At 64.3% G+C, this 13,688-nt stretch carries 12 protein-coding genes; 3 read left to right on the forward strand and 9 right to left on the reverse strand.

Annotation, left to right across the window (positions count from 1 at the left end; translation table 11 throughout):
• Nucleotides 1–154: 154 nt before the first annotated feature.
• The 4 genes from CAG44_RS09660 to CAG44_RS09675 all read right to left on the reverse strand — a co-directional run bounded on the left by CAG44_RS09660 (nucleotide 155) and on the right by CAG44_RS09675 (nucleotide 4,498).
• On the reverse strand, nucleotides 155–1,111 hold the full coding sequence (locus tag CAG44_RS09660; protein WP_085692009.1) for a FecR domain-containing protein: 957 nt from the start codon (nucleotides 1,109–1,111) through the stop codon (nucleotides 155–157).
• A complete protein-coding gene (locus CAG44_RS09665; RefSeq protein WP_085591343.1) occupies nucleotides 1,108–1,626 on the reverse strand; it encodes an RNA polymerase sigma factor in 519 nt (172 codons plus the stop codon). The genes CAG44_RS09660 and CAG44_RS09665 overlap by 4 nt, the downstream gene beginning before the upstream one ends.
• A gap of 227 nt (nucleotides 1,627–1,853) precedes the next feature.
• Nucleotides 1,854–2,564 (reverse strand): PolC-type DNA polymerase III, encoded by a 711-nt coding sequence (locus CAG44_RS09670; protein ID WP_075044380.1) that lies wholly within the window; start codon nucleotides 2,562–2,564, stop codon nucleotides 1,854–1,856.
• The gene (locus CAG44_RS09675) at nucleotides 2,561–4,498 is read right to left on the reverse strand and encodes a DUF294 nucleotidyltransferase-like domain-containing protein (protein WP_085692010.1); all 1,938 of its coding nucleotides are present in this window, start codon (nucleotides 4,496–4,498) and stop codon (nucleotides 2,561–2,563) included. The genes CAG44_RS09670 and CAG44_RS09675 overlap by 4 nt, the downstream gene beginning before the upstream one ends.
• A 116-nt stretch (nucleotides 4,499–4,614) precedes the next feature.
• Between CAG44_RS09675 and CAG44_RS09680 the strand changes: the two genes are divergently transcribed.
• Nucleotides 4,615–5,154, forward strand: coding sequence for a response regulator (locus CAG44_RS09680; protein WP_025337423.1), 540 nt, complete (start codon nucleotides 4,615–4,617; stop codon nucleotides 5,152–5,154).
• Nucleotides 5,155–5,299: 145 nt separating this feature from the next.
• Here CAG44_RS09680 and CAG44_RS09685 read toward each other — a convergent pair whose 3' ends face one another.
• On the reverse strand, nucleotides 5,300–7,477 hold the full coding sequence (locus tag CAG44_RS09685) for a malate synthase G (protein ID WP_085618463.1): 2,178 nt from the start codon (nucleotides 7,475–7,477) through the stop codon (nucleotides 5,300–5,302).
• 451 nt (nucleotides 7,478–7,928) lie between these two features.
• Between CAG44_RS09685 and CAG44_RS09690 the strand changes: the two genes are divergently transcribed.
• A complete protein-coding gene (locus CAG44_RS09690; RefSeq protein WP_085692011.1) occupies nucleotides 7,929–8,447 on the forward strand; it encodes a glycine cleavage system protein R in 519 nt (172 codons plus the stop codon).
• A gap of 349 nt (nucleotides 8,448–8,796) precedes the next feature.
• Here CAG44_RS09690 and rarD read toward each other — a convergent pair whose 3' ends face one another.
• From rarD to CAG44_RS09710, 4 genes are all read right to left on the reverse strand, one after another.
• Nucleotides 8,797–9,684, reverse strand: a complete 888-nt coding sequence (gene rarD / locus CAG44_RS09695; RefSeq protein WP_013970552.1) for an EamA family transporter RarD — start codon at nucleotides 9,682–9,684, stop codon at nucleotides 8,797–8,799.
• 64 nt (nucleotides 9,685–9,748) lie between these two features.
• Nucleotides 9,749–10,723 carry a serine/threonine protein kinase gene (locus tag CAG44_RS09700; protein WP_075044386.1) on the reverse strand — a complete coding sequence of 325 codons (975 nt, stop codon included), beginning with the start codon at nucleotides 10,721–10,723 and terminating at the stop codon, nucleotides 9,749–9,751.
• A gap of 163 nt (nucleotides 10,724–10,886) precedes the next feature.
• Entirely contained in the window at nucleotides 10,887–11,651 is a 765-nt protein-coding gene (locus CAG44_RS09705; RefSeq protein WP_085692012.1) for a TOBE domain-containing protein, read from the reverse strand.
• A 157-nt stretch (nucleotides 11,652–11,808) separates the two neighbouring features.
• Nucleotides 11,809–12,540, reverse strand: coding sequence for a ComF family protein (locus CAG44_RS09710; protein ID WP_085692013.1), 732 nt, complete (start codon nucleotides 12,538–12,540; stop codon nucleotides 11,809–11,811).
• 89 nt (nucleotides 12,541–12,629) lie between these two features.
• On the opposite strand from CAG44_RS09710, the gene bioB reads away from it, so the two are divergent.
• Nucleotides 12,630–13,688 (forward strand): biotin synthase BioB, encoded by a 1,059-nt coding sequence (bioB, locus tag CAG44_RS09715; RefSeq protein ID WP_013970556.1) that lies wholly within the window; start codon nucleotides 12,630–12,632, stop codon nucleotides 13,686–13,688.

A 13,688-nucleotide genomic window follows, 5' to 3' on the forward strand; every position in this document is an offset into this window, starting at 1 on the left:
GCGAATCTGAAAAAAATTGAGAATTATTTGAAATTGGTTTTTGCCTATACCGGCCCTTTCGCGGGCTTGCCCGCTCCCACAGGTACCACACAGGTTTCAAGCACGGTGGGGTACTTGTGGGAGCGGGCGAGCCCGCGAAGAGGCCGGTACAGGTTTACTTCGGAACGACGGTCACCCACCACGGCGTATGCCGCTCGACCTTCACCGGCAGTGCCGGCACCAGCGACGACAGCGCCAGGTCGGTGTCGGTCAGCGGGAAGCTGCCGGTCACACGCAGGTCGGCGACTTGCTCGTCCACCCCGAGGTAACCGCTGCGGTACTGGCCGAGCGTGGCCAGCAGGTCAGCCAGGCGCACGTTGTCCACCACCAGCATGCCGCGGGTCCAGGCGTCGGCACCGGCTGGCACCGTGCCGATCCGGCCAAGGCCGTTAGCGTTCATCAGCACCTGCTGGCCTTCGCGCAGCACCTGTTCGTCGCCGCTGTTCAGCGGCATGGCGGCGACCGAGGCTTGCAGCACTTCCAGGCGCGTGCCGTCGTCCTCGCGGCGTACCAGGAAGCGCGTGCCCAATGGGCGCAGGCGGCCATCGTCGGTGCGCACCAGCAGCGGGCGCGGGTCCTGATGGCCGGTTTCGACCGAGATCTCGCCCTGGTGCAGCACGATCACCCGTTGCTCGCCGGCGTAGTCGATATCCACGGCAGTGTGGCTGTTCAGGCTCAGCAAGGTGCCGTCTTCCAGGCGCAGGGTACGCAGCTCGCCGGTGGCGGTGCGCTGGTCGGCCAGCCAGTAGCTCGGTGCCAGCGATGGTGCGCCGACCCAGGCCAGCAGCGAGCCCAAAAGAAACATGCCGGCCAGCCCGCCGCCGACCTTGCCGATGCGTCGGCGCAGGCCGGCGCGCGATTGCAGCAGGGCCTGGCGTGCCGGGCCGGCAGCGGCGCTCACGCGCTGGTCCATGGCGCCGAGCTGGCGCCAGGCGCGGGCGTGCTCCTCGCTGGCGGCATGCCAGCGCATGAATTCGCTGCGCTCGTCGGGTGTGCCGCTGCCGTTGTCGAGGCTGAGTTTCCAGGCAATGGCAGCTTCCAGCACCCGCGACGAAACCGGTGCACTGCTCACGTCGGCTCCCCGTACAGGGCCACGTAGCACTGGCGCATGCCCTGGGCGATGTACTGGCGCACCCGCGACACCGAAACCCCCATGCGCTCGGCGATTTCGGCATGGCTCATACCGTCCAGGCGATTGTGCAGAAATGCTGCGCGGGCCTTGCTCGACAGCTTGCCGAGCAGGCGGTCGATGGCCTTGAGGTCCTCGAGGATCAGGTGCTGCACTTCCGGGGAAGGTTGTTCGGCTTCCGGCATCAGGGCCAGTTCGGCCAGGTAGGCCTGTTCCAGCGCGGCGCGGCGGAAGTGGTCGAACATCAGGCCCTTGGCCACGGCGGCCAGGAATGCGCGGGGTTCGCGGGGCGTATCCAGTTGCTCACGGCCGAGCAGGCGCACGAAGGTGTCCTGGCTCACGTCTTCGGCACGTTGGCGGCAGGCCATGCTGCGTTGCAGCCAGGCGAGCAGCCAGCCGCGGTGGTCGCGGTACAGCGCACCGACCAGATCGGCGTGTGGGCTCTGTGCAGAAGACAAGCAGCGTCCCCCCGGAACGAATGCATTAACTAACGATAATTATTCGCGATTGTTGCAGAGGGGAGGGGGTGGGTGCAATGGACGCTTATCGGATGGCCATCATGAAAAAGGCAGGTGGCCAATCGCCGGCAAGCCAGCTCCCACAGGAAACGCGTTGATTCTGGAACTTGTGCAGTACCTGTGGGAGCTGGCTTGCCGGCGATTGGCCCTGTCAGGTCAATACAAATCTACAGGCCGTGGTTGTGCACCTTGCGCCTGCGCCACCCACGCAGCCGCTGCTCCAGCTGCAGCGGGCTGTCCAGCTGCTGGCGCCGGGCCTGGCTGAACAGGATCAGCGCCAGCTCGGCGGTCACCAAGGCATCGGCGCTGGCATGATGGCGCTCCTCTACCTGCAGGCCAAACCGCGCCACCCAGTCATCCAGCCCGGCCTCGCGCAGCACTGTGTCGGGGTTGAGCATCGGTGCCAGCTCGGCAACATCCAGGAAGGGCGAGTGCAAGCGATAGCCCAGGCTTTCCTTCAGCGCACGGGCCAGCATGCGCTGGTCGAACGGCGCGTGGAATGCCAGCACCGGGCTATTGCCAATGAAGTCGAGCAGATCGAGCAAGGCCTCGGCCGGGTCGCAACCGGCAGCCAGGGCACTCGGGCCCAGGCCATGGATCAGCACGCTGGCGTTGGTCTTCTGCAAAGGCCGGTGCAGGGTGCGTTCGAACTGCTGGGCAAAGTCGATGGCGCCATCTTCGATGGCCACGGCGCCAACCGACAGCACCTGGTCACGGTTGGGGTTCAGGCCGCTGGTCTCCAAATCGAGCACCACCCAGCGCTGCTCGCGCAGGGTACACACCCCCAGGGGCGCGGCCTTGGGCAGCCGGGCCAGGCGCTGGCGCGTGGCATGGTCCAGTTCGGGCGCACTGGGGCGCAACCAGGCGAACAGGCTCATAGCTGGTACCGCAAGGCCAGGCTGCTTTGCAGGCGCTGGGCCTGGCGCAGGGACTCGCGCAGGATGCGCCGGTCCAGGTGGTTGAGGCTGTCCGGGTCCAGGCGGTTGGAATAGGGCAGGTTGTCGCGGGTCTGGCGCTGGTGCTGCTGCATGCGGGTTTGCTGGATGAAGTGGTAGGCCTCTTCATACGCTGCGCCGTCCAGTGCCTCGATCACGCCCTTGGCCACCAGCTGGCGCAGGCGTTCCAGGGTATTGCAGGCACCGATGCCGTTGGCCAGGGCCAGCAGCCGGGCACCATCGACGAAGGGCGTCAGGCCCTGGACCTTGAGGTCGAGGGTGGCGGCCTTGTCGTTGCCCTGGCGGGTCAGCACGAACTCGCGCAGGCGGCCCACCGGCGGGCGCTGGCGCAGGGCGTTGTCAGCCATCATGCGCTGGAAGATGCGGTTGTCGGCCACCTGCTCGAGCAGGCCCTGGCGCAGCTGCTCGCAACCTTGCTCGTCGCCCCACACCACGCGCAGGTCGAAATAGATGCTCGAGCCCAGCAGGTTCTCCGGGCTGGCTTCGCGGACAAAACCGGCAAAACGCCGCGCCCACTCACTACGCGACAGGCACAGCTCTGGGTTGCCGGCCATGACGTTGCCCTTGCACAGGGTGAAGCCACACTGGGCCAGGCACTGGTTGATGTATTGCGCCAGCGGCAGCAGGCGTGCGCGGATGGCGTCGGCTTCGGCGCTGTCGGCGGCTTCGAAGAGGATGCCGTTGTCCTGGTCGGTGTGCAGGGTTTGTTCACGTCGCCCTTCGCTGCCAAAGCACAGCCAGCTGAACGGCACGCCCGGGTCACCGCGCTCGGCCAGCGCCAGTTCGATCACCCGGCACACGGTGTGGTCGTTGAGCAGGGTGATGATCTGGGTGATCTGCGTGGAGGACGCGCCATGGGCCAGCATGCGCTCGACCAGTTGGCTGATTTCGCCGCGCAGCGAGACCAGGGTATCCAGGCGTGGCGCATGGCGGATGGTGCGCGCCAGGTGCACCAGGTCGACCCGTTGCAGGGAGAACAGGTCGCGCTCCGAAACCACACCGCACAGGCGTCGGTTTTCCACCAGGCATACGTGGGCGATATGCCGCTCGGTCATGGCCATGGCTGCGTCGAAGGCGCTGGCCTGGGGGCTGAGGTAGAACGGCTGGGCGGTCATGTGCCGCGCGATGGGCGCACCCAGGTCGGCATCGGCCGCCGCCACCACCTGGCGCAGGTCGCGCAGGGTGAAGATACCGGTGGGGTAGCGCTGCGGGTCGACCACCACGATGCTGCCGACCTGCTGCTCGTGCATCAGCCGCACGGCGTCGCGCAGGGGCGTGTCGGGGCTGCACACCACCGGGTGGCGCATGGCCAGTTCACCCAATGGCGTGTTCAGCGAATATTGGGTGCCGAGGGTTTCCACCGCGCGCTGGCGTACCTGCTGATTGACCTGGTCGAGCAGGCTGCTGACCCCGCGCAGGGCAAAATCCCGAAACACTTCCGACATCGAGAACACGCGGATGAACGCGGCCTTGTTCAGCTGCAGGCAGAAGGTGTCCTCACCGGCCAGGTGCTCGGTACGGGTCGCTCGCTCGCCGAGCAGGGCAGCCAGCGGGAAGCATTCGCCGCTGGTGATTTCGAAGGTGGTCTCCACACCAGGCTTGACCAGGTGCTGGCGCTCACCCACCACGCGGCCCTGCTTGACGATGTAGAAGTGCTCGACCGGCCCGTCGGCAGGTTTGACGATGCTTTCGCCGCTGGCATAGAAGCGCAGCTGGCACTGTTCGACCAGGTAGGCCAGGTGGCTGTGTTCCATCTGGTTGAACGGCGGAAAACGCTGCAGGAACTGCAGGGTGCCCTGGATGTTCTGCAGCACTGCTGTCCTGCCCGCCTGGGTGTAGGCGTCCTTTTTGCTCATGAAACTGACCGTATCGCTATGCCGAACTATATATATCTATATATAGGTGCCGGCCATGTTGTTCTCTGCCTCCATGGTCGGCTTGCGGCGGGGTGGTGCCCATTGGACGTAAGTCTATGAGCGCCCCTGTCAAAGACCCGACGAAAGGCCAGCCGGGTTACGCAAGTTCTGCGGTCCTAATGCTGAAGCGGAATTTTTTTGACGAGATGAGCATGCCTGAGCAACACGACATCCTGAGCGACGCCGAGCGCGAGGCATTGGCCGTCGTAAGTGCGCCTGTGGCAGCCAAGCCGTTGGTGCTGGTGGTGGATGACAATGCGGTGAACCGTGAGGCGCTGATCCTGTACCTGAAAAGCCGGGGGATCGACTGTGTCGGAGCGGATGGGGCCGAGGAAGCCAGGCTATACCTGCACTACCAGCAACGAATCGGCTTGATGATCACGGATTTACGCATGCAGCCCGAGGATGGCCTGGACCTGATCCGGCAGATTCGCGAGTCGGAACGGGCGGCGTTGTCGATCATCGTGGTGTCGGGCGACACCGATGTGAAAGAGGCGGTGGACGTGATGCACCTGGGGGTTGTGGATTTTCTGCTGAAGCCGGTCGATCTGGACAGGCTGCTGGAACTGGTGAAGAAAGAACTGAAGATCGAGTAGTGCAGGATTGGGGCTGCTTTGCAGCCCTTTCGCGACACAAGGCCGCTCCTACAAGTACCGCGCAAGGCTGAGGTCTGGCGCGTGCTTGTAGGAGCGGCCTTGTGTCGCGAAAGGGCCGCAAAGCGGCCCCTGTCGCAGATGTCGCTTACAACCCGTTACGCGCCTTGAACTCGCGGCGACGGCGGTGCAATACCGGCTCGGTATAGCCGTTCGGCTGCTTGCCACCTTCCACCACCAGCTCTACCGCAGCCTGGAACGCGACGTTGTCGTCGAAGTTCGGTGCCATCGGGCGATACAGGGCGTCGCCGGCGTTCTGCTGGTCGACCACCACGGCCATGCGCTTGAGGCTTTCCAGCACCTGCTCCTGGCTGACCACGCCATGGCGCAGCCAGTTGGCCAGCAGCTGGGCCGAAATGCGCAGGGTGGCGCGGTCTTCCATCAGGCCGACGTTGTTGATGTCCGGCACCTTCGAGCAACCCACACCCTGGTCGATCCAGCGCACCACGTAGCCGAGGATGCCCTGGGCGTTGTTGTCCAGTTCGTTGCGGATTTCTTCGGCCGACCAGTTGGTGTCGGCGGCCAGCGGGATGGACAGGATGTCGTCCACCGACGCCGGGGTGCGCGAAGCCAGTTCACGCTGACGCGCCTGTACGTCCACCTTGTGGTAGTGCAGGGCATGCAGGGTGGCGGCGGTCGGCGACGGCACCCAGGCGGTGTTGGCACCTGCCAGCGGGTGGGCGATCTTCTGCTCGAGCATGGCTGCCATCAGGTCGGGCATGGCCCACATGCCTTTGCCGATCTGCGCACGGCCTTGCAGGCCGGTGGCCAGGCCGACGTCGACGTTGTTGTTCTCGTAGGCACCGATCCACTTCTCGTTCTTCATGGCGCCCTTGCGCACCACGGCGCCGGCTTCCATCGAGGTGTGGATTTCATCGCCGGTGCGGTCGAGGAAGCCGGTGTTGATGAACACCACGCGCTCGGCTGCGGCCTTGATGCACGACTTGAGGTTGACCGTGGTACGGCGCTCCTCGTCCATGATGCCGACCTTGACGGTGTTGCGCTTCATGCCCAGCAGGTCTTCGACCTGGCTGAAGATCTCGGCGGCGAAGGCTACTTCCTCCGGGCCGTGCATCTTCGGCTTGACGATGTACACGCTGCCGCTGCGGGTGTTCTTGCGGCTGGTGTTGCCATTGAGGTTGTGCAGGGCGATCAGGTTGGTGAACAGGCCGTCCTGGATGCCTTCGGGGATTTCGTTGCCTTGGGCGTCGAGGATCGCCGGGTTGGTCATCAGGTGGCCAACGTTGCGCACGAACAGCAGCGAACGACCGTGCAGGGTCACGCTGCCGCCGTTGGGCGCGGCGTACTCGCGGTCCGGGTTCATGGTGCGGGTGAAGGTCTTGCCACCCTTGCTCACGCTTTCGGCCAGGTCGCCTTTCATCAGGCCCAGCCAGTTGCGGTAGACGATCACCTTGTCGTCGGCGTCCACGGCGGCAACCGAGTCTTCGCAGTCCATGATGGTGGTCAGCGCCGATTCCATCAGGATGTCTTTCACGCCGGCGGCGTCGGTGCTGCCGACCGGGGTGCTGGCATCGACCTGGATCTCGAAGTGCAGGCCGTTGTGCTTGAGCAGCACGGCAGTCGGCGCGGCGGCATCGCCATGGAAGCCGATCAGCTGGGCGTCGTCACGCAGGCCGCTGTTGCTGCCACCTTTCAGGGCAACTACCAGCTTGCCGCCTTCGATGCGGTAGCCGGTGGAGTCGACGTGCGAGCCGGCCGCCAGTGGCGCGGCTTCGTCGAGGAAGGCGCGGGCGAAGGCGATGACCTTGTCGCCACGTACCTTGTTGTAGCCTTGGCCTTTCTCGGCGCCGCCTTCATCGCTGATGGCATCGGTGCCATACAGCGCGTCGTACAGCGAACCCCAACGGGCGTTGGCGGCGTTCAGGGCAAAGCGGGCGTTCATCACCGGTACGACCAGCTGCGGGCCGGCCATGTGGGCGATTTCTTCGTCCACGTTCTGGGTGGTGGCCTGGAAATCGTCGGCTTGTGGCAGCAGGTAGCCGATTTCCTGGAGGAATGCTTTGTAGGCTACGGCGTCGTGGGCCTGGCCTTTGCGTGCCTGGTGCCAGGCGTCGATCTTGGCTTGCAGCTCGTCGCGCTTGGCGAGCAGGGCTTTGTTCTTTGGAGCGAGGTCATTGATGATCTTCTCTGCACCGGCCCAGAACTGCTCGGCGACGATGCCGGTCCCTGGGATGGCTTCGTTGTTCACGAAGTCGTACAGGACCTTGGCGACCTGAAGGCCACCGACTTGAACGTATCCAGTCATTGCTTGCCTCACTCTGCTCAGCTATTTCGCTCTTCTGTATTAAGCCTGTAGCGCTTCTCTAAACACGGCACCAGTGCATGCCCCCGAGTAAAGCCCCGAGCGCGGCTGGGTGCGGCCTGCCAGACCGGCTGGCAGACAGTGTGCGTATTTTCACAGGCGCCTTGGCAGACATCCAAACGACGTTTTGTAGTCCGCGCCACGGGATACTACATGAAGCAGTAGGCGGGGCAAAATCAGACTAAAAGCGCCGTTATGCGACCCGTTGGTCGCGTATGGTCACGCTGGGAGTGAGTATGTTCGCAAAAAACAGGTGGATTGTTCCAGATAAATCTTGAAACAGTACACGATTCGTTATGCGGATTGCCCTGCGGCAGGTTGCCGCGCCTTGCCTATACTGAGTCGATCCCCCGATTTTCTGCCGCACGGCGCGGTCCGACACGAGGAAGGGCTTGTGGATCATCTTGTACTGACTGTGATTGCCCCTGACAAGGCCGGCCAGGTCGAGCGCATTGCCCAGTGCATCGCCGACCACAGTGGCAACTGGCTGGAAAGCCGCATGTCGCGCATGGCCGGGCAGTTTGCCGGCATCCTGCGGGTGGCGGTGCCGGCGGAAAACTACGACGAGCTGGTTGCTTCGCTGCAGGGGTTGGTCCGATATGACATTCGCGTGCTGATCGCCGAGAGCGGCATCGAGCCGTCGTGTACCTGGAAGCCGATTGCCATGGAGCTGGTAGGTAATGACCGGCCGGGGATCGTGCGTGATATCACCCGCTTGCTGGCTGAATTGCAGGTGAACGTCGAGCGGTTTTCAACAGAAGTGCGGCCGGCGCCGATGAGCAGCGAGCCGTTGTTTCATGCAGATGCGTTGTTGGCTTTGCCGTTGACTCTACCGCTGGAGGATTTGCAGCAGAAGCTGGAGAGCCTGGCGGACGACTTGATGGTGGAGTTGAAGCTGCGGCCGGAGGATTGATCCGAGATTGCCGGGGCCGCTTCGCGGCCCATCGCCGGCAAGCCAGCTCCCACAGGTATTGCACAGGCCTTGAGGGTAGCGCGGTCGATGTGGGAGCTGGCTTGCCGGCGATGGGGCGCGAAGCGGCCCCCCCTGCGGTTATCCCGATATCACGGGGAAGGCCCTGTGGATAACCTGGGGGTTCCCCTCTCCAGCCCAGACCGCGCGCGCCTTACACAGCTTTGATCAAAAAACACCCAAAAATCAGCAGCTTGTGCACAAAGCACGGGGACGAGGGTGTGGATAACCTTTGGAGATGTCTCTGCAGGCCACGAAATACAAGGCCTGCAGAGTTGTGATCATTTTTTGATCAGCTGCGCTTGCGCAAACTGACCCACGCATCGACGCTGTAAATCGCCAAACCCGCCCAGATGAACATGAACGCCACCAAGTTACTCGACGACAAGTGCTCATCGAACAGCAGCACCGCCTGCAGCAGCACCAAGGTCGGCGCCAAGTACTGCAGGAAACCCAGCGTGGTGTACGGCAAGTGCCGCGCGGCAGCGTTGAAGCACACCAGCGGCACCAGTGTCACCGGCCCCGCAGCCATCAGCCACAACGCTTCGCTGCTGGTGTAGAACGCGCCCTGGGCACTTGTCGCCGCCGGGTGCAGCAACAGCCAGCCAAGGGCCAGTGGTACCAGCATCCAGGTTTCCACCACCAGGCCCGGCAATGCCGCCACCGGTGCCTGTTTGCGAATCAGCCCATAGAAGCCGAAGCTCAGCGCCAGTACCAGCGACACCCACGGCAGGCTGCCCACCTGCCACACCTGCTGGGCCACACCCACGGCGGCCATGGCCACGGCCAGCCACTGCAGGCGGCGCAGGCGCTCGCCGAGAATCAGCATGCCCAGCAGCACATTGATCAGTGGGTTGATGTAGTAACCAAGGCTGGCCTCGAGCATGCGCCCGTTGTTCACCGACCATACGTAGGTCAGCCAGTTGCCGGCGATCAGCGCCCCGCTCAGGGCCAGGATGCCCAGCCGGCGCGGGTTGTCACGCAGTTCACGCCACCAGCCCGGGTGTTTCCACACCAGTAGCAGCAACGAGCCGAACAAAGCCGACCAGAGCACCCGGTGGACAATGATCTCCACCGCCGGGACGCTCTGGATTGCCTTGAAGTACAGGGGGAACAGCCCCCAGATGATGTAGGCGCTGAGGCCCAGTAGGTACCCGCGACGCGGGTTTGCGGCGTGCATGCAGAATCCTTGCTTAGGTAGCTAAATAAAGCGACGCCTATTGTAGACAGAGGTGGGCGTGCTTCTAGAACAATTTCAGCGGCGCTTCATCCAGTGCGGCCATTTGCTCGCGCAGGGCGAGAATCTGGTCTCCCCAGTAGCGTGGCTGGCCGAACCAGGGGAAGCTCGGCGGGAATGCCGGGTCGTCCCAGCGCCGCGCCAGCCAGGCGCTGTAGTGCAGCTGGCGCAGGGCGCGCAGGGGCTCGATCAGGGCCAGCTCGCGCGGGTCGAAGTCGTGGAACTCGTTGTAGCCGTCGATCAGTTCGGCCAGTTGCCCCAGGCGCTCCTCGCGGCTGCCGGCCAGCATCATCCACAGGTCCTGCACCGCCGGGCCCATGCGGCAGTCGTCGAGGTCGACCACGTGGTACACCTCGTCGCGGTGCATCAGGTTGCCGGGGTGCAGGTCGCCATGCAGACGGATGAGCTGGTGCGGCGTGCGGGCATAGATGTCCTCCACCCGCTTGAGCAGGTCGCGCGCCACCGATTCGAACGCAGGCAGCAGTTCCCGGGGGACGAAGTCGCCTTCCAGCAGGGTATTCAGCGATGCATGGCCGAAGTTGTCCACAGCCAGCGCTTCGCGGTGCTCGAACGGTTTGCTGGCGCCCACGGCGTGCAGGCGGCCGAGCAACTGGCCGAGGCGGTAGAGCTGGTCGAGGTTGCCCGGCTCTGGCGCGTGGCCGCCGCGGCGGGGGAACAGGGTGAAGCGGAAGCCCTGGTGTTCGAACAGGGTGCGGCCGTCGTGCTGCAGCGGGGCGACCACCGGCACTTCGCAGTCGGCCAGTTCGGCGGTGAAGCTGTGCTCTTCGAGGATGGCCGCGTCGCTCCAGCGGCCTGGGCGGTAGAACTTGGCGATCAGCGGTTGCGCGCCCTCGATGCCCACCTGGTAGACGCGGTTTTCGTAGCTGTTCAGCGCCAGCACCCGGGCATCGCTGAGAAAGCCCAGGCTTTCCACGGCGTCCAGGACCAGGTCGGGGGTAAGGGTGTCGAAGGGGTGGGACATGGTGGCTCCGGGGGTAGGCGGCGTGGGGGCCATGGTAACCCGTTATGCCTGTACCGGCCTCTTCGCGGGCGTGCCCGCTCCCACAAGTACGGTGCACATGTATCGAGCAGTGCGGTCCCTGTAGGAGCGGGCAAGCCCGCGAACCGCGCAAAGCGCGGCCTGGCTATGCAGGAATCCCAAGCAATACATAAGAGGGATGAAATTGAACCCGCACCGAACTGCCTGCTGCCACCCGCTGCCCAGCCAACCAATCCGTCTCGGCAAACGCACACAACGTCTGCCCATTCCCCAACGCCAACCGGACCTCACCAGGCCCATCAGCCTCCGCCAGTACCTCCTCCACTGTCGCCCGCAGGCAGTTATTCCCCGCTTCGGCCTGTTCCTCGTCGGCCAGCAACCTCACCCACCCCGCCTTGAGCAGCGCCACTACCGTCGTCCCCAGCGTCAGCTCCAGCCGTGCGGTGCTGTCGTGGGTGATCAATGCCTCGATCTCCAACCCGCCACCCAACGCCAGGCTGACGCGATCATGCCGTCCCTCGCGGCGCAGGCCACTGACCTGGCCCTGCAACTGGTTGCGCGCGCTGGTACGCAGCATCAGCCGGCCGAGCAGGTCGAGGTCGCTGGACTCCTCGGCCGCTTCGAGGATTTGCGCCTGAAGGGCCTGCAGCCTCTGATACAGGCGCAGAACCCGCTGGCCTTCCGGCGACAGACGGGCACCACCGCCGCCACGCCCGCCGGTACTGCGCTCGACGAGGGGCTGGCTGGCCAGGTTGTTGAGTTCGTCGATGGCGTCCCAGGCGGCCTTGTAGCTGATGCCCGCAGCCTTGGCGGCGCGGGTGATCGAACCTTCTTCGGCAATGTGCTGCAGCAGCGCGATGCGCTGGGGGCGGCGGGCGATGTGCTGGGTGAGGTGGGGGGGCAGGGACATGGGCATTCGGTCATTGTAAGTGGCAGCGAAGTGTAGCTTGTGTGGGAGCGGCCTTGTGTCGCGAAAGGGCTGCGTAGCAGCCCCAGGATCTCTGCCACGGCAAAAATCGCTGGGGCTGCTACGCACCCTTTTCGCGACACAAGGCCGCTCCCACACGTCATACATACCCCGGCTTGGGCGTGCGCGCCAGGCAATACACATCCACCCGCCGCGCACCGGCCTTGCGCAGCACTTGGGCAACCGCCTGCGCGGTCGCACCGGTGGTCAACACGTCATCGACAATGGCGACATGCTTGCCCGTCAGCTTGCCCGTGACGGTAAACGCCTGGCGCAAGTTGCGTCGCCTGGCCTTGGCGTCCAGTTGTTGCTGCGCAGGTGTCTCCCGTGTACGCAACAGTAGCCGCTCGTCGCAACGTACCCCCACGTGCGACGACAGCCAGCGCCCGAGCATCCCCGCCTGGTTGAACCCCCGCTCCCGTAGTCGACGTCTGGCCAAGGGTACAGGCAACAACAGGTCGGGGCGCGGCAGCCCTTCGGTAAAGCGGTGCAGCAGCCCATGCGCGAGCAATTCGGCCATCAGGCGCCCCAAGGGCCACTGGCGGTTGTGCTTGAAACGGCTGATCAGCGTGTCCACCGGAAAGCCGAAATGCCACAGTGCAAGCACCTGCTCGAAGGCCGGTGCGCGGCGCTGGCACTGAGCGCAGGTCAGGCCGGCCATGGGCAACGGCAGGGCGCAGCGCAGGCAATGATCGCCCAGCCAGGGCAGTTCCTGCTCGCAGGCGACGCACAGCGGGTAGGCCTGCTCGGCAGGTTCATCGCACAGTAAACACGATTGGTTAATATGTGAGCACTTGTAAACCAGTCTTTTCCAGTGTGGTTGACAGTTCATAGGCCTTCCATGACTATGCGAGCTATCCGTGATGCGCTGGCGGGCTTTCCTGTCCCGGCGCCTGCTTCAGCCTAAACAAGGAAACGCCAATGAGCGCCAGCACAACTGCAACAACACGTCACGACTGGTCCCTGGCCGAGGTCAAGGCGCTGTTCCAGCAACCATTCAATGACCTGCTGTTCCAGGCGCAGACCGTGCACCGCGCGCATTTCGACCCGAACCGCGTGCAGGTTTCGACCCTGCTGTCGATCAAGACCGGCGCCTGCCCGGAAGATTGCAAATATTGTCCACAGTCCGGCCACTACAACACCGGGCTGGAAAAACAGAAGCTGATGGAAGTGCAGAAGGTGCTGGAAGAAGCCGCCCGCGCCAAAGCCATCGGTTCTACCCGCTTCTGCATGGGCGCGGCGTGGAAGCACCCGTCGGCCAAAGACATGCCCTACGTGCTGGAGATGGTCAAAGGCGTGAAGGCCATGGGCCTGGAAACCTGCATGACCCTCGGCAAGCTTGACCAGGAACAGACCAAGGCCCTGGCCCAGGCCGGCCTGGACTACTACAACCACAACCTCGACACCTCGCCGGAGTTCTACGGCAGCATCATCACCACCCGCACCTACAGCGAGCGTCTGCAGACCCTGGCCTACGTGCGCGATGCCGGGATGAAGATCTGCTCCGGCGGCATCCTCGGCATGGGTGAGTCGCTGGACGACCGCGCCGGCCTGCTGATCCAGCTGGCCAACCTGCCCGAGCACCCGGAATCGGTGCCGATCAACATGCTGGTCAAGGTGGCCGGCACGCCGCTGGCCGAGGAAGAAGACGTCGACCCGTTCGACTTCATCCGCATGCTGGCCGTGGCCCGTATCCTCATGCCCAAGTCGCACGTGCGCCTGTCCGCTGGCCGCGAGCAGATGAACGAGCAGATGCAGGCCCTGGCCTTCATGGCTGGCGCCAACTCGATCTTCTACGGCGAAAAACTGCTGACCACCGCCAACCCGCAGGCCGACAAGGACATGCAGCTGTTCGCACGCCTGGGCATCAAACCCGAAGCGCGTGAAGAGCACGCCGACGAAGTGCACCAGGCGGCCATCGAGCAGGCGCTGGTCGAGCAGCGCAGCAGCGAGATGTTCTACAACGCCGCGACAGCCTGA

It is taken from the genome of Pseudomonas sp. B13(2017), assembly GCF_002113245.1.
GTDB lineage: Bacteria > Pseudomonadota > Gammaproteobacteria > Pseudomonadales > Pseudomonadaceae > Aquipseudomonas > Aquipseudomonas putida_Z.